This is a genomic window from Streptomyces sp. NBC_01224 (assembly GCF_036002945.1).
Taxonomy (GTDB): domain Bacteria; phylum Actinomycetota; class Actinomycetes; order Streptomycetales; family Streptomycetaceae; genus Streptomyces.
In genome coordinates this window covers 3,040,813-3,061,572 of record NZ_CP108529.1, presented here as the reverse complement: position 1 = coordinate 3,061,572, position 20,760 = coordinate 3,040,813, and the positions used below count along the sequence as shown (strand labels likewise).

The window sequence follows — 20,760 nt, the reverse complement described above, 5'->3', positions numbered from 1 at the left end:
GGGTACGGGATGGCGGTCATCGTAGGTTCCACGGCGCCGGGGGAGGACGGCCCGATCCCGGTCGTCGTGGACGCCCAGACGTTCGCACCGACCGGGGAGCCGGCCGGTGGCTTCTACAACAGTGACGAGACCAGGGGCGGCGGCGCCGACACCGCCCGGCGCGTGCTGAACAGCGCCGGTGATCTGTACGGCGATGGCCTGGATCTGGCACGACGCTGCGCCTCTCAGGCGATGCGCAGGCTCGGTGAGCTGGGGGAGGGGATGCGGCCCGACGAGATCGAGCTCCAGGTCGGCATCACCTTCGAAGCCGGAATGGCGGCTGTGGTGAAGGCCGGTGCGCAGGCGCAGATCCAGGTCACCTTCCGCTGGCAGCCGGGCAATGAGGGACAGGTCACCACCGCGGTGACGTCCTCATGAGCGGGACGCCGCCACCGGCTGTCCCGGCGGCGCCCGTCCCGATTCTCCCGTACAGCCGCATTGTCGGGCAGGGCGATCTCAAGCTGGCCCTGGAGCTCAATTTCATCTCCCCGAGAATCGGCGGCGTGCTGATCACCGGGCAGCGTGGCACCGCCAAATCCACTGTCGTCCGTGCCTTCGCGCTGATGTCCGGCGGCGAGCTGCCCGTCACGCTTCCGATCAACGCGACCGACGACCGGGTCGTCGGCGGCTGGGAGCTGGACTCGCTGATGCAGGGCGTGGCGAAGCCACAGCCCGGTCTGCTCGAAGAGGCGGACAGAAAAGGGATGTTGTACATCGACGAGGTCAACCTGCTGGACGACCATCTCGTCAACATCATCCTGGACGTCGTCTCCACCGGTGTGCTGTCCATCCAGCGCGAGGGCATCGACACCGCCAAGCACCTGTCCTTCGGACTTGTCGGCACCATGAACCCCGAAGAGGGCAGCCTGCGCGCCCAACTCCTGGACCGTTTCGGACTTATGGTGACGACGTCCGAGCTGGACCTCGACGACCGCCATCGGATGATCACGACCGTGCTCACCTTCGAGGAGGAGCTGGCGGCCGAGGACTCCGCATGGCTGCGCGCCGCGCAGGACGAGAACGACGCACTGCGGTCCGCGCTGCTCGCCGCCAGACAGCGGCTGGGGGAGGTCCGGCTGGACGAGAGCGTGAGCAGGCTCTGTGCCGAGGCGGCCGAGCGGATGGGCGCCGTCGGGCAGCGCGGCGACCTCTTGGTGGCGAAGACCGCCCGTGCGCTGGCCGCACGGGACGGGGCCCAGCAGGTCGACCCGGCACACGTCCGCCGGATTCTGCCTCTCGCACTGCGCCACCGCAGGCCGGAGTCCGCCCACGGTGCCGCCTTCGCCTGGGGTCCGGACGAGGACGACCACGTCAGCGCACTCTTCGACTGAGCCGCCGATGCCCGCCTCTCCGCCACGGGCCGTGCCCGCCGCAGATGCCGACGATCTGTCCCGGCGGCTGCTCACCGCACTGGTCTGCGCCGCCGTCGAACCGAAGCTGTCCGGAGTGCTTCTGTTCGACCTCCCGGACGCGCACCTCTCCACCGTCGCAGAAGTGCTCGAGGGGCTGCTCGCCGGACCGGCCGGACCCCACGTCGCGGCCGTCCCCCGCACCACGCTCACCGCGGCCACCATGGACGAGGACCTGTGGTTACGGCCCCGAATGAGCCGAGGGCCGCTCGGGATCGACTTCGCCCTGGCCCCCGGGCCGCTTACCGAGCCCGTCGGCCCCTCCACGGTCGTCGTCCCGGATCTGGCCCGGCTCAGCGTGCCCGGTAAGCGGGCCGCCGTGCAGCTGCTCGGCGCCGATGTCGCCACCGTCGAACACGCCGGGCTGCAACGCCGTTGGCGGCCGGCCGCCCGCTGGCTGGCCGTCTGCCGCACGGAAGACACCGAACGGATCTCCCCACACCTCCTGGACCGCTTCCCGATCCGCCTCACTGTCCAGGGCCTGCGCCCCCGGCCGGGCGACGCCCCCCTCGGCCCTCTCCCGGACACCTGGGCCACTGCACTGGACCGGGCGCGGTCCACCACCCGGCCGCCCCTCCACCTCGATGAAGGCTTCGCCCCCCGCGTACTGGAGCTCCTCGACGACCAGGATGGCGCCGGTCAGCGCAGGCCCCTCGCCCTGGCCCGGATCGCCCGTGCCCTGGCCCGGCTGGACGGCGCCGGACGGATCACCGCCGACCACGTCGACGCGGCCGCCCGCCTGATCGGCCTGCGCAGCGCGCGGCGCCCGCCCGCTCCGCCCGCCACCGGCCCCGCCGAAACCACCTGGGGCGCCCCGCGCATCCTCCCGCCCCCCGAGCCCCGGCCCGATGCCGAGCGGCGTCCCTCGCCCGGCACACCGGTCCTGGAACCCGGGCCCGCCGAACACATCGGATCAGGACCCGCGGCCGGTCCCTGGCCGACCGCCGGTACCCCGTACCCGGAGGACACCGCGGGGCCGCCACTCGAGGGCACTTCCCTGCGCACCCCGGCCCGGCACACCGCCGGATCCCGCGCCGCGCGCGGACCCGTCGTCGGCGTACGCCCCGCCCAGGACCTGTGGGACCTCGCCCTCGTACGCACGGCGATGGAGGCCGCCAAGTACCGGGCAATACGGGAACGGCGCGACCGGCTGGTCATCCTGCCACGCGATCTGCGCGGCTACGTCCGGGCGCCTGAGCCCGTCCGGATGCTCACTCTCGTTCTGGATCACACCTGTCGCGAGGACTGGGACTGGCACGAGGCGCTCGACCCGTTCCTGCAATGGGCCTATGTCACCCGTGCCTCCGTGCATGTGGTCGAGGTGGGGGGCCGCGGGGCGCCGAACGAGGTGCGGGCCGAAGCCTTCGCCGCCCTGTCCACCCGCTCCCCGCGGATTGCCGCGGCCCTGGACCGCCCGGCCGGCCGGGCCACTCCCCTCGCCCATGGGCTGAACCTGGCCGAACAGACCCTGCGCCGCGCTTTCCAGCACCACCGCGCCGGCCTGGTGGAGGCGCTGCTGGTCCTGGTCACCGACGGCCGGGGCAACGTGCCGCTGGCCGTCAGCCACCGCGGCCGGGCAGACCGTGGGGCCGTGGGGCGGACCGGAATCGAGGACGCGCTGGCCGCAGCCGTCCGGATCAGCGGCATGGACCGGACCCGGCTGCACAGCGTCGTTGTCGACCCGGGACGGCAGCCGTACGCGGAACTGCCGCAGATGCTGGCCGAGGCGCTCGACGGCAGAGTGGTCGAGGGCCGGCCCGTACGCGAGGCGGCGGCCCGTGGGCAGTGATTCCGCACGGCTCCGCCGACTGCTGGACAATTCCGTGGCGACGGGCCGACGACTGGCCAGAACCCCCGCACCGGCCGGGGTGCGCACGGGACTGCGCGAGCGGCTCGGGCTCGCTGAGGCCCACGCCGACAGCCGGCCTCCGCCGCACACAGCCCGGATCACGGTCGTGCCGCACCACGACCGCCACGGAGGCCCCCAGGCGTTCGGCGTGAGTGCCTGGTGCGAGGGAGTGCCCCGGCTCCCGTACACCATCGGGCCGACCCAGCTGCGTCCCACCGACATCGGTCTCGGCAACGCGCTGGGCGACGGCCCCGCTCCCTCCCAACTGCTCCGGGACATCCGGCACTGGTCCCGCAACCAGCGTCGGCTCGGCGCCTGGATCAACCGGGCCCGCGCGGTGCACGGCGACGCGCTCCAGATCACCGTTCACGACGACACCGGCTACGAGATTCCCTGGGAGGCGTTCTGGCTGCCCGCCGACCCCGACAACGGCCTGGGCGAAGGACTGCTCGGGGCACTGGTCGCCGTCACCCGCTGGCTCACCATACGCAGCGCCGACATGGTGCTGCCCGAGTCGTCCGTCTCCGCCGCGGGCGATGTGCTCGGCTACTACTTCCATGATGTGAACGTCACTCATGGATGGCACGGCGGGGCCCGCCGCATCCATGACATGCGGGACGACATGGCCGTCTTCCACGGCTACGCGCACCGCCCGCATGTGACGATCGACGGATTCCTCGACGAACTCGACGCCCGCCCGTCGGATCCCGTCGGACTCGTCTACATGGCCGCCCACGGCACCTATGACGAACGGGTCAACGCGCTCACCCTCGCCGAGGTCAGCTGGGCCGAGTACGACGACCGCCCGATGACGGTGCTCGACAAGGACCACTCGATGGTCTGCCTCAACGCCTGCCATTCGGCAAGGTTCGTCCGCAACACCGGAGTCGGTGAGACGGATCTGCGCGGATTCACCGAACTTTTCCTCCGCAAGGGGGCCGGAGGCTGTGTCGTCGCGGCGGGGCAGGTCGGCGACAGCGAGGCCCGCGAACTCATCGGCCAGTTGGTCGGCATCGTGGCGGAAGAGCCATGGCGTCCGGTCGCCGACTCGCTGCGTCTCTTCCGAGCCCGGGCACTTCACGAATTCGGGCCGCTGGCGCAACTGCCGCGGGCCCTGCACGAAGGGCGGCCGAACGTGGACGGGCAGCGGACGGTGCTGCGTCTGCTGTACAGCCTCATGTTCCAGTACTACGGGCACCCGCTCAGCACACTCAGCCTCAGCGGGCCGCGCGGGCACCGGGCGAGAGACCGGGAAGGGGCGCACGGTGAACGGTGAGGAACAGACCCTTCTGGTCGAGCCCGTCGTCAGCCGCCCCCACGAGGCCGAGGCGGGTTGCGCCTATCTCGTCACCGTCGACCTGCGCGGTCCGCTCGGGCCGCAGGGCGAGGACGACTGCGAGGCATGGCCCTACCAGGACGAGGAGTTGACCTTCACCGTCGCGCTGGACGGCGGTCCGCACTTCGTCTGCGAGGTGCTCGACGACCCCGCGCTCGTACTGCACCGCTACGGCGGTACGTACGGCCCGGCGCGGTTCGTCGTCACGGCGGGCCGGGTGACCGGGCCCGCCGGACTGTGGCTCACCATCACCAACCAGTGGGGGATGCCGGTCCGCAAGGCCGCGCTGCCCTGCCGGATCAGGGAACCGGCAGTGGACGGGTCCGCGCAGTCCCCGTCGGTCGTCGGATACGTCCCCGACCGGTCGCCCGCACCCGAGGAGTACTGGCCGGCCACCGTGGACGCGGCGCCGCCCGCGCGACCGGAGACCTCGGCGACCACCGAGCCCTCCGGGACACCTCCGGCCACGCGACCGGCGTCCGGTCCTGCGGACCATGTCACCATCAGTTTCGCCGGTTTCAACCGCGCCTGGGCGGCATGGATCGGAGACCGTCTGGAGCGCCGTGGAGTGACGGTCGTCCGCCAGCGCTGGGACCCCCCGTCGGAGCTCCCACTGGAGGAGATGTTGCGGGACCTGTTGCTCGCCCGGGGCCAGGTACTGCTGATCCTCAGCGACTGGTACTTCCAGCTCGGTCCGCGCAGCCGCGACGAGTGGGACAGCGCGTTGCGGGAGGTCGTCGCCTCCGACCCCGACCGCTTCGCGGCCGTCAGTGTCACCACCTCCGCGCTGCCCGGCGCCACCTCGCTCCTCGAAGCCGCAGACCTGACCGCCGTCGGCGCCGACGAGGCCGAGCGGCGGCTGCTGGTCCGTCTGGGTCTGTCCACCGACCCGCTGCCCGAGTCCGTCGAGGCCAGGCAGGGGCCCCGGTTTCCGGCCGAGATCCCCGAGGTGTGGGGCGGGGTGCCGAGGCGCAGCACCCGGTTCACCGGCCGGGAGGAGCTGCTCAACCGGACGTACGAGGTCTTCCAGGACGCCGGACCCGGTGCCGGGGTGGTGACGCTGCACGGCATGTCCGGCGTCGGGAAGACCCAGTTGGCAGCCGAGTACGTCTACCGTTTCGGTTCCGAGTACGACGTGGTGTGGTGGGTGCCCGCCGATCGCCGGACTCTCTACCGTCAGAAGCTCGCCGAACTCGCCCCCGAACTGGGTCTGTCCACCGGCGCCGAGTACGGCGAACGGCTGCGCGCGGTACGTGACGCGCTGCGCCGCGGCGAGCCCCACTCCCACTGGCTCCTGGTCCTCGACGGCGCCGACGAACCCGAACAGATCTGGGACCTGGTGCCGACCGGCCCCGGACATGTCCTGATCACCTCCCGCAACCCGGAGTGGAGCCAGCACAACAGCAACCTCGTCGAGGTCCCGGTCTACGACCGCGAGGAGTCGGTCGCCTTCATCCGCCGCCGGGCCCCGCGCCTGACCCCGGCCGAGGCCGACCAGTTCGCCGACGCACTCGAAGACCTCCCGCTGCTCCTCGACCAGACCGCGGGCTGGCTCAACGACTCCGACATGTCGGTGGAGGAGTACATCGAGCTCCTCGAAGGCGGCATCGACCAGGACGTCGTCAAGGTCTCCGCGGACTTCCCGCTCGCCTTCCGGACCGCCTGGTCGATACTGCTGAACAGGATCACGGAACTGGCCCCCGAGGCGGTCGAACTCCTCAGGATCTGCACCTGTTTCGCGCCCGACGCCCTCCCCCTCCACCTGCTGCGGAGGATCGCCTGGCACACCGTCACCGGCCTGGAAATCTTCGTGGACCCCGGCGCGCTCGACCGCGCCATCCAGCAGCTGCTGCGCTACTCCATCACCCGGCTGGAGACCACCGGCACCCCCACGACCGGGGCGACGGAGCTGGACGGGGCCCTCCACATACACCGCATGATCCACCGGATGGTGCGGAGCGACATGCCGGACGCCAAGCGCGAGGAGTACCGCAGGGCGGCCCGGACCGCGCTGGCCGCCATCAACAGCGGGCAGCCCTCCGACGTGCGGATGTGGCCGCAATACGCCGCGATCACCCCGCATCTGAAGTGGGCGGAGGTGCTGGAGAGCACCGAATTCCCGGTGCAGACACTTGTTCTGGACTGTCTGCGCTACATGTACCTCTCCGGGGAGTACGGCAGCGGCATCCGGCTCGCCGAACCGGCCATGAACTCCTGGCGGACACTGCTCGGCGGGACACACCCACGGATCTGGGACCTCGGCCACCACTACGCCAATCTGCTGCGTGCCCTCGGCAACTACCGGACGAGCGAAGGCGTCGAGCGCGCGGCGGCCGACCATCTGCGGGCCGAACGCGGCGAACTGGATCCGGAGCATCTGCGGGCGGCGGGCGGCCTCGCCGCCGATCTGCGGGGTCTCGGGCGCTACCCGGAGGCGCTGGAACTCTCCGCCTCGATCCGCGACCGCTACTTCACCGTTCTGGGCCAGGAGGACTACCGCACGCTGAACGCGGACAACAACCTCGCCGTGTCGCTGCGGCTCCTGGGGCGGTACGGCGAGGCGCTGGAGCAGGACCGGCACACCCTGGCCCGGCGACGCTCCGTGCTGGGCGCAAGCGCTCCGGCCACCCTGTACTCCGAGATCAACTGCGCCATCGACCTGCGGCTGCTCGGACACCACCGTGAGGCCGGGGAGACTCTGCGGCACACGGTCGGCGGACATCTGCAGTCGATGGGGGCCAACAATCCGCAGACCCTGCGCGCCCAGCACAACCTCGCGCTGTGCCAGTACTTCGCGGACGGTCCGGCCGCCGCCCTGCCCCTCCTCACTGATGTGCGGGAGCGCTGTCTGCGGCTCCTCGGCGGGCACGACCCGCTCACTTTGCTGATCACGGCGAGCGGAGCCTGGGCGGAGCGGCGGTCGGGCGAGTTTGGGCGAGCCTTGCGGCTGCACGAGGAGGTGGTGGTGGGATACCGGTGGATGCTGGGCGAGGAGCACCCGTACACCATCGGGGTCGAGGGCAACCTCGGGCTGATGCGCTGGACACTGGGTGAGCGGGACACCGCGAGCTACGAGATCGAAAGGGCCCGCACCCTGATGGCCGAGGCGGTCGGGGACGAACACCCATGGGCGATCGGGTGCGCACTGAACGCGACGATCGTCCGGATGAGGAACGGGTGGGCCGACGAGGCACACGAACTGGGCCGGGTGAACCGCACACGGGCCGCCGCATCGCTGGGACCGGAGCACCCGCTCGCCACCGCCTGCCGGCATGCGGGTGACTGGGTACGCGTCGAGTCCCTGGCCTTCTGGGACTTCGAACCCCTGATCATCTGAACCGTACGCATGCCGAAGGGCCCGGCCTCGCGATCAACTCGCGGGACCGGGCCCCTCGGCGTTCATACAGCGACCGGTCAGGCCTCGAAGACCTCGGCGACCAGCTGTGCCTGCTCGGCCTGGTGGCGCTTGGCCGAGCCGACCGCCGGGGACGAGCCGTGCGGTCGCGAGATGCGGCGCAGGCGCTCACCGTGCGGGACGTCGGCGCCGACGGCCAGGTCCAGGTGGTCGATCAGGTTCAGGGCGATGAACGGCCAGGCACCCTGGTTGGCCGGCTCCTCCTGGGCCCACAGGTACTTCGCGGCGTTCGGGTACTTGGCGATCTCGGCCTGGAGCTCGGCACCGGGCAGCGGGTACAGGCGCTCCAGACGGATGATCGCGGTGTCCGTGACGCCGCGCTTCTCGCGCTCGGCCTCCAGGTCGTAGTAGACCTTGCCGGCGCAGAAGACGACCTTGCGCACCGCGTTCGGGTCGACCGAGTCGTCGCCGATCACCGGGCGGAAGCCGCCGGTGGTGAACTCCTCCGCCTTCGACGCCGCCGCCTTGAGGCGGAGCATCGACTTCGGGGTGAAGACGACCAGCGGCTTGTGGTGCGGGTTGTGCACCTGCCACCGCAGGAGGTGGAAGTAGTTCGACGGGAGCGTCGGCATGGCGACCGTCATGTTGTTCTGCGCGCACAGCTGCAGGAAGCGCTCCGGGCGGGCGGACGAGTGGTCCGGGCCCTGGCCCTCGTAGCCGTGCGGCAGCAGCAGCGTGACGCCGGAGGTCTGGCCCCACTTCTGCTCGGCCGAGGAGATGAACTCGTCGACGACGGTCTGCGCGCCGTTGACGAAGTCACCGAACTGGGCCTCCCAGATGACCAGCGACTCCGGACGGGCCAGCGAGTAGCCGTACTCGAAGCCCATCGCCGCGTACTCGCTGAGCAGCGAGTCGTAGACGTTGTAGCGCGCCTGGTCGTCGGAGAGGTAGAGCAGCGGGGTGTAGTCCTCGCCGGTCACCTGGTCGACGAGGACCGCGTGACGCTGGCCGAAGGTGCCGCGGCGGGTGTCCTGGCCGGCGAGCCGGACCGGGGTGCCCTCCATCAGCAGCGAACCGATGGCCAGGGTCTCGCCCATGCCCCAGTCGATCGTGCCGTTCTCCACAGAGGAGGCACGGCGCTGCATCTGCGGCATCAGACGGGGGTGGACGGTGATCCGGTCGGGGATGTTGACCTGGGACTCCGCGATGACCTTCACGACCTCCTGGGAGACCGCGGTGGTCACGGCGACCGGGAACTCGGGCTGGACCTCGGGGATGTGTGCCGGAGCCGGCAGCGAGGTGGCCTCGCGGACCTCCGCGAAGACCTTCTCCAGCTGACCCTGGAAGTCCTGCAGCGCTTGCTCGGCCTCTTCCAGCGTGATGTCGCCGCGACCGATGAGGGACTCGGTGTAGAGCTTGCGCACCGAGCGCTTCTTGTCGATCAGGGTGTACATCTGCGGGTTGGTGAACTCCGGGTTGTCGCCCTCGTTGTGACCGCGGCGGCGGTAGCAGATGAGGTCGATCACGACGTCCTTGTTGAACGCCTGCCGGAACTCGAAGGCCAGGCGTGCGACACGGACGACGGCCTCGGGGTCGTCACCGTTGACGTGGATGATCGGCGCCTCGATCATCCGCGCCACATCCGTGGCGTACATCGAGGAGCGCGAGGACTCCGGGGCGGCGGTGAAGCCGACCTGGTTGTTGATCACCACGTGCACGGTGCCGCCGGTGCGGTAGCCGCGCAGCTGCGACATGTTGAGCGTCTCGGCGACGACGCCCTGACCCGCGAAGGCCGCGTCGCCGTGGAGCGCGACGGGCAGGACCGTGAAGTCCGTGCCGCCCTTGTTGATGATGTCCTGCTTGGCGCGGGCGATGCCCTCCAGGACCGGGTCGACCGCCTCCAGGTGCGAGGGGTTGGCGGCCAGCGAGACCTTGATCTGCTCGCCGTCCAGACCGGTGAAGGTGCCCTCGGCGCCCAGGTGGTACTTCACGTCGCCGGAGCCGTGCATCGACCGGGGGTCGAGGTTGCCCTCGAACTCGCGGAAGATCTGCGCGTACGACTTGCCGACGATGTTCGCCAGCACGTTCAGCCGGCCGCGGTGGGCCATACCGATGACGACCTCGTCGAGGCGGGCCTCGGCGGCGGAGTCGATGACCGCGTCGAGCAGCGGGATGACGGACTCGCCGCCCTCCAGCGAGAACCGCTTCTGGCCGACGTACTTGGTCTGCAGGAACGTCTCGAACGCCTCGGCGGCGTTCAGCCGGCGCAGGATGCGCAGCTGCTCCTCGCGCTCGGGCTGCTGGGTGCGCGTGCGCTCCACCCGGTCCTGGATCCACTTGCGCTGCTTCGGGTCCTGGATGTGCATGAACTCGATGCCGGTGGTGCGGCAGTACGACTCTCGCAGCACACCGAGGATGTCGCGGAGCTTCATCATCGACTTGCCGGCGAAACCGCCGACCGCGAAGTCCCGCTCCAGGTCCCACAGGGTGAGGCCGTGCTCGGTGATGTCCAGGTCGGGGTGCTTGCGCTGGCGGTACTCCAGCGGGTCGGTGTCGGCCATGACATGGCCGCGGACCCGGTAGGAGTGGATCAGCTCGAAGACCCGCGCGGCCTTGGTGACGTCGTTGTCGTGCGAGGCGTCGATGTCCGTGAGCCAGCGGACCGGCTCGTACGGGATGCGCAGCGCCTTGAAGATCTCGTCGTAGAACTCGTTCTCGCCGAGGAGGAGCTGGGCGACGATCCGCAGGAACTCGCCGGAGGCGGCGCCCTGGATGACCCGGTGGTCGTACGTCGAGGTCAGCGTCATGACCTTGGAGATGCCCAGCTTGTTCAGGGTGTCCTGCGAGGTGCCCTGGAACTCTGCCGGGTAGTCCATCGCGCCGACGCCCATGATGAGGCCCTGTCCGGGCATCAGACGGGGCACCGAGTGCACGGTGCCGATGCCGCCGGGGTTGGTCAGCGAGGCGGTGACTCCGGTGAAGTCGTCCATGCCGAGCTTGCCGTTGCGGGCGCGGCGGACGATGTCCTCGTAGGCCTGCCAGAACTCGAAGAAGTTGAGCGTCTCGGCCTTCTTGATGGCCGCGACGACCAGCTGGCGGTCGCCGTTCGGCTTCACCAGGTCGATGGCCAGACCGAGGTTGACATGGTCCGGCTTGACCAGGGTCGGCTTGCCGTCCTTCAGCGCGAAGGAGTGGTTCATCGCCGGCATGGCCTTGAGGGCCTGCACCATCGCGTACCCGATGAGGTGCGTGAAGGAGATCTTCCCGCCCCGGGCGCGCTTGAGGTGGTTGTTGATGACGATGCGGTTGTCGAAGAGCAGCTTCACCGGAACGGCGCGGACGGACGTGGCCGTCGGCAGCTCCAGCGAGGCGTTCATGTTCTTCGCGACGGCGGCCGACGGACCGCGCAGCGTCACGTACTCGGGGCCGGCCGGGGCCTCGGTGGCCTCAGCCGCGGCGGGCTTGGCCGGCGCAGGAGCGGCGGCCTTCGCGGCCGGAGCCGGCGCGGCCTTCGCCGGGGCTGCCGGAGCAGCGGCGGCGGGAGCGGCCTGTACGGGCGCCGGGGCCGCGGGCGCCTTCACGGCCGGAGCCGGGGCCTGCGCCGGAGTGGCCTGGGGTGTGATGGCCGGTGCGGTGGCGGCCGGGGCCGGGGTCACCGCAGCCCCCGCGGCTGCGGCGCCGGGAACGGGCTTGTCCGCCGTGCCGGACGTACCCGGCTTGTAGTCGGCGAAGAAGTCCCACCAGGCGCGATCGACCGAACTGGGATCCTGGAGGTACTGCTGGTAGATCTCGTCGACGAGCCACTCATTGGGTCCGAAAGCTGCAGCCGGGTTCGTACCCGGGCTGGCTTGGTCGGTCGAGATGCTCGAGTTACTGGGGGACTGAGACGACACGGCGGCAACCGCCCTCTTCCGCTTCACAAGGTGATGGACAGCGGAAATCAAGGCTACGCCTCCCCAGCCGTTCCACGCAGGCCGGGCCGGTCTTCGTCGTGCAAGTCACATCGGAAGACTGGTTTCGGCGCAGGAAATGGCGGGAAACAAGCATGGTTCCGCTTCACTTCGGGTACGCGGGACCGCGGCTACGGCCCCCTGGACCGTACCCCTTGAACAGAACACGTAGAACGTGCCCTTCCGGTTCGAACCCTATGTCAACCTCGCGGTTGCCGAATCCCCGGAAGAGTGACCTGGATGCGGCAACCGCGAGCGGATTCGGCCACGCCGATTCGTCCGCCGTGCAGATCCACCGCCCAGCGGGCGATCGCCAGGCCCAGGCCCGTACCGCCGTCGCTGCCCGGACCGTGCGGGGACGGCACCTCGCCGCGGTTGAAACGCTCGAAGACGCGGTGCCTCTCGGACTCCGGAATGCCCGGGCCCTCGTCCAGGACCTCCAGTGCCAGGGATTCCGGTCCGGCCCCGCGCCGGGCCAGCACAGTGACCCGGCCGTGCGGCGGGCTGTGCTTGACAGCGTTGTCGATCAGATTGGCCACGACCTGGTGCAGGCGTTCCGCATCCGCGTGCGCGGTCAGCTCGGGCGGCGACACATCCAGATGCAGATGTACGTCCTTGCGGGTGTGATTCCCGGAGCCGGAGGACAGCCGGCGGTGCGAGGCGGCGAGGTTGGCCTCCTTCAGCACACCCGACAGATACGGCCACACCTCGAAACGGCGGGCCTTGAGCGTGACCACCCCGTTGTCCAGGCGGGACAGGTCCAGCAGCGTCTCCACCAGCTTGCCGAGCCGCTCGGTCTGCTTCAGGGCCGTGCGCATCGTCTCCGGATCGGCCGAGGACACCCCGTCCACGACGTTCTCCAGCACGGCTCTCAGCGCCGCGATGGGGGTTCGTAGCTCATGCGACACATTGGCCACCAGCTCCTTGCGGTGCCGGTCCACGGCCTCCAGATCGTCCGCCATGCGGTTGATCGTCTGGGCCAGATCGCCGAGCTCGTCACGCCGGTCGGCGCCGCTCACCCGTCTGGTGTAGTCACCGTGCGATATCGACCGGGCCACGGTCGTCATCTCGTCCAGCGGCGCAGTCAGACCGTGCGCCACGAACTGGGTGATCAGCAGGGTCGCGATCACCGAGAACACCGTGATGAAGCGCAGTTCGGTCCTGGTGCGCACGGCCACCATCAGCAGCCCGGTGGTGATGAACACCGAGACCACCACGAGCGTGCCCAGCTTGGCCTTGACCGAGAAAGGGCGCAGTCCGGAGCCGGGCCGGGTCATGGCGCCGGGGTCTCCAGGGCGTAGCCGACACCGTGCACGGTACGGATCCGCTCCGCACCGATCTTCCGGCGCAGCGCTTTGATGTGGCTGTCGACGGTCCGGGTGCCGGAGGCGTCCGCCCAGTCCCAGACCTCGGCCAGCAGCTGCTCCCGGGAGAGCACCGCACGCGGGGTGTTGGCCAGGCAGACCAGCAGATCGAACTCGGTCGGTGTGAGGTGGACGTCTTCGGCGCGCACCCGGACCCGGCGCTGCGCGTGATCGATCTCCAGCTCGCCGAGGCGCAGTATGCCGCTGCGCGGTGTCACAGCGGCCAGTGCCGCACGCTCGACCCGGCGCAGCAGGACGTGCACCCGGGCCGCCAGCTCGCGCATCGAGAACGGCTTGGTCATGTAGTCGTCGGCGCCGACCCCGAGGCCGACCAGCATGTCGGTCTCGTCGTCCCTGGCCGTCAGCATCAGCACCGGCACCGGCCGCCGGGCCTGCACACGGCGGCAGACCTCCAGGCCGTCGAAGCCGGGGAGCATGATGTCGAGCACCATCAGATCGGGCTGCCATGCCTCGGCCGCGTCCACGGCCGCGGGTCCGTCGAGTGCGGTCTGCACGAGAAAGCCCTCGGCCCGCAGCCGGGCGGAAATGGCTTCGACGATCGTGACGTCGTCCTCGACCACCAGCACCCGGCGCTGCGCGCCCGGGGTGGCCGCGACACCGTTGTGGGTGGTGTGTGTCTGTTCCATCGCCCCGCCCCTGCCCGTTCTCACGGGGGCCATTCCCCCGGACGCACGGTCTTCGCTTGTGGATGTCATGGGTGATCCCGTCACCGGTCAGCAGCGTAAAGGCAGCGGACTGCTCTCGGCTACGCAGGGTGTAACGGCTTGGGTGCGACGAAGTGGCGGAGTGTCGGCCTTGTGGCGCTTGGCCCCCGGGCGTCCGGGGGCCGTGGATACCGGTGGGGGCTCTCAGCCTGTCCGAAGTGCGAGATGCACCACGTCGGGAACACCTCGGGCAACACTGACCTCTTCCGTCCTTACCCCACTGAATCCGGCATTCTGCAAAGCCTGTTCGAACTCGGCGGACGGTTGTGCGGACCACACCGCGAGAACGCCGCCCGGTGTCAGTCGCTCCCGGCAGTCCGCCAGACCGGCGGGGGAGTACAGGCTCGTGTTGTCCTCCGTGACCGTCCAGTCCGGTCCGTTGTCGATGTCCAGGCACAGGGCGTCGTAACGGTCCGTAGTCGTGCGCAGGTACGAAATGAGATCCGTCGTCAGGATCGCGGTCCGCGGATCGGCGAGCGCCGCACCGGAGATCCCGGCCAGCGGCCCCTCCAGATGCCAGTCCACGATCGCCTGCTCCCGCTCGACGACGGCGATCCGTCCCCACCGCGGCTCGGCGGCGGCCCGGACGAGCGAGAACCCCACCCCGAGACCCCCGATGAGCACCGCCGGTGCCGCGCGGTCGGCGGGCAGCGCGGCCAGCGCCGCGTCGATCAGCAGCCGCTCGGAACGCCCGTCGGAGGTGTCCATCAGAAAGCACCCGTTGGCGATGATCTCGAAGTCGTCCCCCCGCTCCCGCAGAACGACTTCGCCGTAAGGGCCTTCGCGGCGGTCGAGCGTGACGGGGGCGAGGGCGTCGGGGCCGTGGATGTCGGGCATGGTGCGGGTCTCCGTGGGTGGCGGACAGGTTCACCGCCATCCTGGCCGCTCGACGCGGTCGGCGGCCAGTGGATTGCCTGATCCGCCCGATCCATCCGATCCGTCCGGGGGAGCGTGCACCGTTGCGCGGCCCGGGGCGTGCGACGGACGAGAGTTACGCGCTCCGGGGGCGCGGAACCTTCAGGGTTACGCGCTCACCGGGCGCGCACCCCCGAGAGTCACGCGCTCACCGGGCGCGCGCCGCGCACCGCGAGGAGGGCCGCCCCGATCACGTACGCCGTCAGGGCCACCGCCCACGCCGCACCCTGCGGGCCCGGCTGCATCGGCCAGGCCCACACCGCCGCCGCGCCCCCCGGGTTGTGGGGCGCCGCCAGATAGACGGCGCCGCCGTAGACCGTCATCGGCAGCCAGCTCAGCCGGGCACCGATCAGGGCGGCGGAGGCCGCGGCCACCCCGGTCGCGCCGAGTATGTTGCGCACCATGGCCGGTGCGCCGAACTCCTCCGGGTGCCCCGGGACCGCCAGCGCGAGCGCCCCGGTCGCCAGCACGGTCAGCACGAGCAGATGCAGCAGTCGGCGCGGCCACCAGCGGTGTACGGCGGTCCGGTCCAGCTCGTCGGTGTGCGTGTGCAGGCTGGTGCCGATCGCGGCGGAGACGAGCATCGGGGCCAGCGCAATGACCGGGACGCGGGCGGTGTGGTCGAAGTAGGGCCGGTCCTGCAGCCAGTGGGCCGCCCAGGCGGCGACGAGGGCGATGCAGGTCAGGGTGGCGATGGTGAGGGGGAGGGCGCGGGAGCGGATATAGAGGCGGGGGAGTGCGGTGCGGGTCGGCAGGTGGCTCACAGGACCGGGACCTCCGAGGGCGTGCAGTTTGCCGGGACGGCCAGGAAACGGCCGAGCCAGACCTTGCGCTCGGCGTCCGGCATGGCTTCGAGGCGGGCGAGTTGGCGCGAGTCCGGATACCGGAGTGAGTCCTCGCCGCTCAGCCAGGTGATGACCGCGTCAGTCGTGCGGGCCATCCGCTCATCCTCTTTCCGGCCCTGCTCGCCCGGGCCGGCCGAGCAGTCATGGTTCACCAGACCGATGACCGTGTCCTGGACGTACCGGTGGGGATCGGTCAACCGGTTCCGGGTGATGCCCCAGCCACGCCTTACGTACGCGAGAGCGGCTTCGCCGTCCTTCGGGCCGGACCCGTTGTCCACGTATCTGACCGGTGCGCCCGGGACTCCCTCCAGCCGCGAGAACATCCCCTTCAATGCCTCGGACATCTGGGGCAGCACCGGGGCGTCGGAGGCGTTCACACAGATCTGCGGTGCGCCGGGGCCGGCCTTCGAGCAGACCCTGCGGGTCATGGCCGGGTCGTCCCGGAACAGGTCCGCGCCCGTGTGCACGACCAGCGTCCCCGCCGCGATCGCCAGGACCAGCGGCACGATCGCGAGGAAGCGCCGCCGTGCCGCGTACGCGAGCAGCGCGGTGACGGCAATGCAGCCCGTCCAGGTCACCAGGACCGGGGCGTACCACCACACCGGCACGGACCCGCCGAGCATGACCTCATGGGCCGGGTTCAGGAACCGGGTTTCCGAGTCGAGATAGTGCGGGAACCCCAGGCCGACGTACGCGCACACCGCCAGCAGCGGAGCGATCAGCCGCCACCGCACCAACCGGCCGACGACGAAGCCCACGAAGCCGATGGACAGCAGGAACCCGAGGTCCGTGGCGATGATCGAGACGGACGGGCTGCCGGCCCCGGCGTACAGGGCGGTCGCCGCGAACGCCACGGCCAGCGCGAACAGATACCCGGCCGCCGCCCACAGCGCGATCGGCGTCGCGGCCGTCGTCGCCTGCGCGAGCCGGCTGCGCGGCACCGAGAGCAGCAGTTCCGCAGTACGGCGGCGATGCTCCCGGCCGCCCTGCCAGCAGGCGGCCGCAGCGACGAGCGGACCGGCGAGCAGCGCCGCCGCCGAGTGCAACTGACTCTGGGTCTCGCCCCAGCTGCCCTGCCACTGGGGTGCCTTGCCCCACAGTGGAACGAGGACGGTGACGGCGACCGCAAGCCCGGTCCAGGGGGCGAGGCCGCGCCGGAGCTCGGCCCACAGCGCGGTGTGTGCCGGAGCCTTCCCGTACGGGGTGGGGTCCGTCATCGGTGCGCCACCTCCGCCCGGTGCGCCCGCAGCGCAGCGGTGTAGCCGCGCTCGATCGGGTTGCCGTCCGGCCCGTCCGCTCCGGTGTCCTCGCCGCCGAGGGCCGTCAGCTCCTGCGTCGTACCCCGGTAGGCGATCCGGCCCGCCTCGATCAGCGTCACATCGGTGCAGGCCGCGGCCACATCCTCGACCAGATGGGTCGAGACGATCACGGTGGACGTGCTGCCCAGTTCGCGTATCAGCGCCCGGAACTCGACCCGCTGCTCCGGGTCGAGACCGGCGGTCGGCTCGTCGAGCAGCAGCAGGTCCGGATCGTTGACGATCGCCTGGGCGATGCCGACGCGCCGCACCATCCCGCCCGACAGGGTCTTCACCGGGGCGTCGATCCGGTCCGCCAGACCCACCCGGCCCACCGCAAGCTCCACGGCCGCGGGTACCGCCGCCGCGTCCATCTCCTTGAGCCAGGCCACATAGGCGACGAACTCGCGGACGGTGAAGCCCGGGTAGAACCCGAACTCCTGCGGCAGATAGCCGAGCCTGCGCCGGACCGCCGCCCGGCTGCGGTGGCCGGACTTCGCGCCGACCTCGCTGCCAAGGAGCTCCACCCGGCCGCCGGACGGTGCGGCGACCGTCGCGAGCACCCGGATCAGCGAGGTCTTGCCCGCCCCGTTCGGTCCGAGGATCCCGTGCACACCGGGTGCGAAGTCGAGGTCGACGGCGTCGAGCACGGCCGTTCTGCGGTGCCGCACGGTCAGTTTCCTGACCTTGACCGTGCTCATGAGTGTGGTGCTGTTCATGCGTTCACGCTCACAACGTCTCCAGATGGTCGAAGGATCTACGGCGTGCGGCGAGCAGCGCGGCGCACACCAGCGCCCCGGCCGCCCAGCCGCCCTGTGCGGCGGGCCCTGCGAAGTACTTCACGGCCTCGGCCGCCCGCTCGCCGATCTCCGGGGGAGCGGCGGCGAAGGCAGGCAGGAGCACGGCGGCAGCCCAGGCCACGGCGACGGACGAGACGCCGGTGCGGCAGCCGACGTACGAACCGAGGGCGAGCGCCGCCAGCGTCATCGCCAGCCCCGGCAGCAGCCATGCCGCCGGGCCCGGCCCCGCGGCGGACGGGGGCAACGCGGCCCCGGCGAGGGTGAGCGCCGGGATGCTCACGCCGAGCACCGCGGCGGTTCTCGTCAGCAGCAGCCGCAGCCCGCCGGACGGGGTGGCGGCGCTGATCTCGTGCATCGGGTCCGTGTGCCGCCCGTAGGAGACGAAGACTCCGGCGAGCGGCAGCACCGGCGCGATGACGAGGAGCAGCGGCCGCGTGGCCGCGCCGAGCCCGGCCCCGTACGCCAGAGCGAGGGCCCCTACGGCCACCAGTACCAGCGCCGGCAGCCACGCACCGCGCAGCGCGGGCCCGGCGGCCCACAGCAGACGCCCGGTACGGGTGGCGGATCCGGGAAGGCGGGCGCGGCCGTTCAGGACGGCCCCGGTCGCGGACGCGAGGGGACGGACCCGGTTGCTCCGGACGGGCCGGCTCTGCGGTGTCCCCTCCGCCGCCACCGCGGCGAGCACCCCCGCCCGCACCTCGTCCAGCAGCGCCGCCGCCTCCTGCCGTGCCCGTACCGCTGCCGAGACCCGTGCCGCGCACCCCACGCACGTCTCCACGTGCTTCTCCAGGGACCAGGCATCCGTCTCCGCCACCGAACCGGCTGCGTAGCGGTCGGCCAGTTCTCCGCCCACGTGCCAGTGGGTCATACCGTCGCCTCCCCTCATGCCGTGCCTCCCAGCGGACCGGCCTCCGGCGCCAGCAGTTCCAGCGCGGCGCGCAGCTCGCGTCTGGCCCGCATAGCCCGGGTCTTGACCGTTCCTTCCGGTATGTCCAGGAGCCGGGCCGCCTCACGGGTCGTCAGCCCGTCGATGACCGTCGCGCGCAGGACTTCGCGCAGCTCCGGCGAGATCCGGTCGAGTGCGACGCCCACATCCCCGTACTCCAGGCCGGCCAGCACCCGCTCCTCGGCGGACGGCGCGGCGACTGCCCACTCCTTGCTCCCGGCCCGCTCGGCCTCGGCCTGTGCGGCGAGATCGATGCGGGCACGGACCCGCTGCGCGTCCACCAGCCGGCGCGAGGCGATCACCCAGAGCCAGCCGCCGATCTGCCCCCCGCGATGCGATCCGGCGGAGCGCCACGCCGTCACAAAGGTGTCCTGAAGGACTTCCCGTACGGTCTCGCTATCCGCGCACCGTCTGCTCAGCCGGGCGAGCAGCCAGCCGGCGTGCCGGTCGTAGAGCGTCGCCAGGGCCGCCGTATCCCCCTGCGCGACGGCACGCAGCAGCGCGTCGTCGTCGTCATTTCGGTCCTCCCCCGGGGGGCGCAACAGGTTCACACTCCCTCTATCGAGCACCGGACCCGAGTCGGTTCATACGTGGCTCATGTGGTTCACGCCATAGACGGCGCAGGGGGCGATCACGGAGGGTGGAACGTTGCTTCGGGGGCCGGTACGGAAAGGGGCCTCGCGCGGTGCATCAGGGTACGGACAGGGTGGTTCGCGAAGAAGGGCTCTCGGCGCCGCTGCTCGACGCCATACCGCGTCAGCGCCGTACGGAAGAGCCCGCCGCTGCTGCGGACCGCAAGGCCCGCCGGTGGCTGCGGCTGCTGCCGACGCCCATCGGTACCCCGTTCACCTTCGGGTATCTGCTGGTGCTCGTCGCCACGTCCCTCTTCATGGAGTACGCCGATCCGGACACCGTCTCCGCCGTGCTGCGCGAATCGAGCACGGATGTCGCGCATCTCGGCGAGACCCCGCTCCTCGTCCTGGCCGCAAGTGCCCTGTGGGTCGTCGGCGGGCTCACCTCCCCGTACGTCCTCGGCTTCGCCCTCGTGCTGACCGCGCTGGAACGCCGCATCGGGGGATGGCGCACCGCCGGTGTGTTCCTGCTCGGTCACGTCGTGGCGACGCTCGCCACGGAGATCCCGGTCGGGCTGTCCGTGGTGGCCGGTCACCTGCCGGAGTCCTCGCTGCACCGGCTCGACTACGGCATCAGCTTCGGGCTGATGGCGAGCGTGGGTGCGCTCGCCGGGCTGCTCACGCCGTGGCCCCGGGTGCTGGTGCTCGGCGGGGTCGGTGCGATGCTGCTGCGCGATCTGTTCGACCTCGCCGACCCTCTCGCCGACTGGGGTCACCCGCTGGCGCTGCTGCTGGGCGTGGCCTGCTGGCCGCTGCTGCGCCGGGCCGGTGCGGTCACAGAAGTGGTGGTCAGGGGCGTGGGGCCTTCTCGCCGTGCATCGCGAGATATTCGGCTGCCAGCCAGGGCGCCAGATCGTCGATGAGCATCGCGAGGACGGCCGGGTCCGGCAGGACCGGCTCGGCCGCCATCTCGTCGGCCCGGCCGATCAGGACCGACTCCTGCTCCTCGGCGACGAAGCCCGCCGCACGCAGCCGGTCGGTGAGATCGGCCGGCCGGTCGTGTCCGCGGGTCTTCCACTCCACCGCCTCGCCCCGTGCGGCGAAGTCGCGCTGCCGGGCGATCAGCCGGTCGAGCTCCGCGCCGCTCACACCGGCATCGCGCGGACAGCTCACGAAGCCGCGGAACTGGTCGACGATCCGCAGCAGCGAGCCGTCCCACTCGTACCTGACTCCGGCCGGAGGGTTGGGCGGTGCTCCGCGCATCTGCTCGTCATAGGCCGCGAGCAAGCCGTCGATGTCCGTCACGAGAAGACCGTACGAGCGGTGGCAATTGATTTTTCGGGCCGGGAACCCCGGCGGG

15 protein-coding genes and 1 pseudogene are annotated in these 20,760 nt (G+C 71.0%); 6 read left to right on the top strand and 10 right to left on the bottom strand.

The genetic code is table 11. The features are described 5' to 3' along the window. The first annotated feature begins 9 nt into the window (after positions 1-9). The 5 genes from OG609_RS13055 to fxsT are packed head-to-tail and all read left to right on the top strand — an operon-like array spanning position 10 to position 7,970. A complete protein-coding gene (locus tag OG609_RS13055) occupies positions 10-417 on the top strand; it encodes a CU044_2847 family protein (protein WP_327272961.1) in 408 nt (135 codons plus the stop codon). Beyond that, a complete protein-coding gene (locus OG609_RS13050) occupies positions 414-1,370 on the top strand; it encodes an ATP-binding protein (RefSeq protein ID WP_327272960.1) in 957 nt (318 codons plus the stop codon). Before OG609_RS13055 ends, OG609_RS13050 begins: the two co-directional genes overlap by 4 nt. A 7-nt stretch (positions 1,371-1,377) precedes the next feature. Then, a complete protein-coding gene (locus OG609_RS13045; protein ID WP_327272959.1) occupies positions 1,378-3,237 on the top strand; it encodes a hypothetical protein in 1,860 nt (619 codons plus the stop codon). Next, positions 3,227-4,573 (top strand): CHAT domain-containing protein, encoded by a 1,347-nt coding sequence (locus tag OG609_RS13040; protein WP_327272958.1) that lies wholly within the window; start codon positions 3,227-3,229, stop codon positions 4,571-4,573. Before OG609_RS13045 ends, OG609_RS13040 begins: the two co-directional genes overlap by 11 nt. Continuing rightward, positions 4,563-7,970 (top strand): FxSxx-COOH system tetratricopeptide repeat protein, encoded by a 3,408-nt coding sequence (gene fxsT / locus OG609_RS13035; RefSeq protein ID WP_327272957.1) that lies wholly within the window; start codon positions 4,563-4,565, stop codon positions 7,968-7,970. Before OG609_RS13040 ends, fxsT begins: the two co-directional genes overlap by 11 nt. Positions 7,971-8,047: 77 nt before the next feature. Here fxsT and OG609_RS13030 read toward each other — a convergent pair whose 3' ends face one another. The 9 genes from OG609_RS13030 to OG609_RS12990 form a co-directional block, all read right to left on the bottom strand. Then, positions 8,048-11,881, bottom strand: a complete 3,834-nt coding sequence (locus tag OG609_RS13030) for a multifunctional oxoglutarate decarboxylase/oxoglutarate dehydrogenase thiamine pyrophosphate-binding subunit/dihydrolipoyllysine-residue succinyltransferase subunit (protein ID WP_327272956.1) — start codon at positions 11,879-11,881, stop codon at positions 8,048-8,050. Positions 11,882-12,138: 257 nt separating this feature from the next. After that, positions 12,139-13,215, bottom strand: a complete 1,077-nt coding sequence (locus tag OG609_RS13025; protein ID WP_327272955.1) for a HAMP domain-containing sensor histidine kinase — start codon at positions 13,213-13,215, stop codon at positions 12,139-12,141. Next, positions 13,212-13,949, bottom strand: coding sequence for a response regulator transcription factor (locus OG609_RS13020; RefSeq protein ID WP_327272954.1), 738 nt, complete (start codon positions 13,947-13,949; stop codon positions 13,212-13,214). The genes OG609_RS13025 and OG609_RS13020 overlap by 4 nt, the downstream gene beginning before the upstream one ends. Positions 13,950-14,171: 222 nt before the next feature. Next, positions 14,172-14,864 carry a spermidine synthase gene (locus OG609_RS13015; protein WP_327272953.1) on the bottom strand — a complete coding sequence of 231 codons (693 nt, stop codon included), beginning with the start codon at positions 14,862-14,864 and terminating at the stop codon, positions 14,172-14,174. 218 nt (positions 14,865-15,082) lie between these two features. Further along, on the bottom strand, positions 15,083-15,706 hold the full coding sequence (locus tag OG609_RS13010) for a hypothetical protein (RefSeq protein ID WP_327272952.1): 624 nt from the start codon (positions 15,704-15,706) through the stop codon (positions 15,083-15,085). Beyond that, positions 15,703-17,004 carry a hypothetical protein gene (locus OG609_RS13005; protein ID WP_327272951.1) on the bottom strand — a complete coding sequence of 434 codons (1,302 nt, stop codon included), beginning with the start codon at positions 17,002-17,004 and terminating at the stop codon, positions 15,703-15,705. Before OG609_RS13005 ends, OG609_RS13010 begins: the two co-directional genes overlap by 4 nt. Beyond that, on the bottom strand, positions 17,001-17,801 hold the full coding sequence (locus tag OG609_RS13000) for an ABC transporter ATP-binding protein (protein ID WP_327272950.1): 801 nt from the start codon (positions 17,799-17,801) through the stop codon (positions 17,001-17,003). The genes OG609_RS13005 and OG609_RS13000 overlap by 4 nt, the downstream gene beginning before the upstream one ends. A gap of 10 nt (positions 17,802-17,811) precedes the next feature. Beyond that, entirely contained in the window at positions 17,812-18,750 is a 939-nt protein-coding gene (locus tag OG609_RS12995; RefSeq protein WP_327272949.1) for a zf-HC2 domain-containing protein, read from the bottom strand. A 14-nt stretch (positions 18,751-18,764) separates the two neighbouring features. Next, on the bottom strand, positions 18,765-19,379 hold the full coding sequence (locus OG609_RS12990; protein ID WP_327272948.1) for an RNA polymerase sigma factor: 615 nt from the start codon (positions 19,377-19,379) through the stop codon (positions 18,765-18,767). A gap of 155 nt (positions 19,380-19,534) precedes the next feature. Here OG609_RS12990 and OG609_RS12985 point away from each other — a divergent pair, with 155 nt between their 5' ends. After that, positions 19,535-20,323, top strand: coding sequence for a rhomboid-like protein (locus tag OG609_RS12985; RefSeq protein ID WP_442817962.1), 789 nt, complete (start codon positions 19,535-19,537; stop codon positions 20,321-20,323). Here the strand turns inward: OG609_RS12985 and OG609_RS12980 are convergent. Continuing rightward, positions 20,313-20,663: pseudogene (locus OG609_RS12980) on the bottom strand (GNAT family N-acetyltransferase); the annotation flags it as partial. The gene OG609_RS12985 and the pseudogene OG609_RS12980 overlap by 11 nt on opposite strands. Positions 20,664-20,760 lie beyond the last annotated feature (97 nt).

Excerpts from the sequence above, each read along its gene's own strand:
- OG609_RS13055 (WP_327272961.1), top strand. The coding sequence starts at position 10 with ATGGCGGTCATCGTAGGTTCCACGGCGCCGGGGGAGGACGGCCCGATC.
- OG609_RS13050 (WP_327272960.1), top strand. The coding sequence starts at position 414 with ATGAGCGGGACGCCGCCACCGGCTGTCCCGGCGGCGCCCGTCCCGATT.
- OG609_RS13045 (WP_327272959.1), top strand. The coding sequence starts at position 1,378 with ATGCCCGCCTCTCCGCCACGGGCCGTGCCCGCCGCAGATGCCGACGAT.
- OG609_RS13025 (WP_327272955.1), bottom strand. The coding sequence starts at position 13,215 with ATGACCCGGCCCGGCTCCGGACTGCGCCCTTTCTCGGTCAAGGCCAAG.
- OG609_RS13020 (WP_327272954.1), bottom strand. The coding sequence starts at position 13,949 with ATGGAACAGACACACACCACCCACAACGGTGTCGCGGCCACCCCGGGC.
- OG609_RS13015 (WP_327272953.1), bottom strand. The coding sequence starts at position 14,864 with ATGCCCGACATCCACGGCCCCGACGCCCTCGCCCCCGTCACGCTCGAC.
- OG609_RS13005 (WP_327272951.1), bottom strand. The coding sequence starts at position 17,004 with ATGACGGACCCCACCCCGTACGGGAAGGCTCCGGCACACACCGCGCTG.
- OG609_RS13000 (WP_327272950.1), bottom strand. The coding sequence starts at position 17,801 with ATGAACAGCACCACACTCATGAGCACGGTCAAGGTCAGGAAACTGACC.
- OG609_RS12995 (WP_327272949.1), bottom strand. The coding sequence starts at position 18,750 with ATGACCCACTGGCACGTGGGCGGAGAACTGGCCGACCGCTACGCAGCC.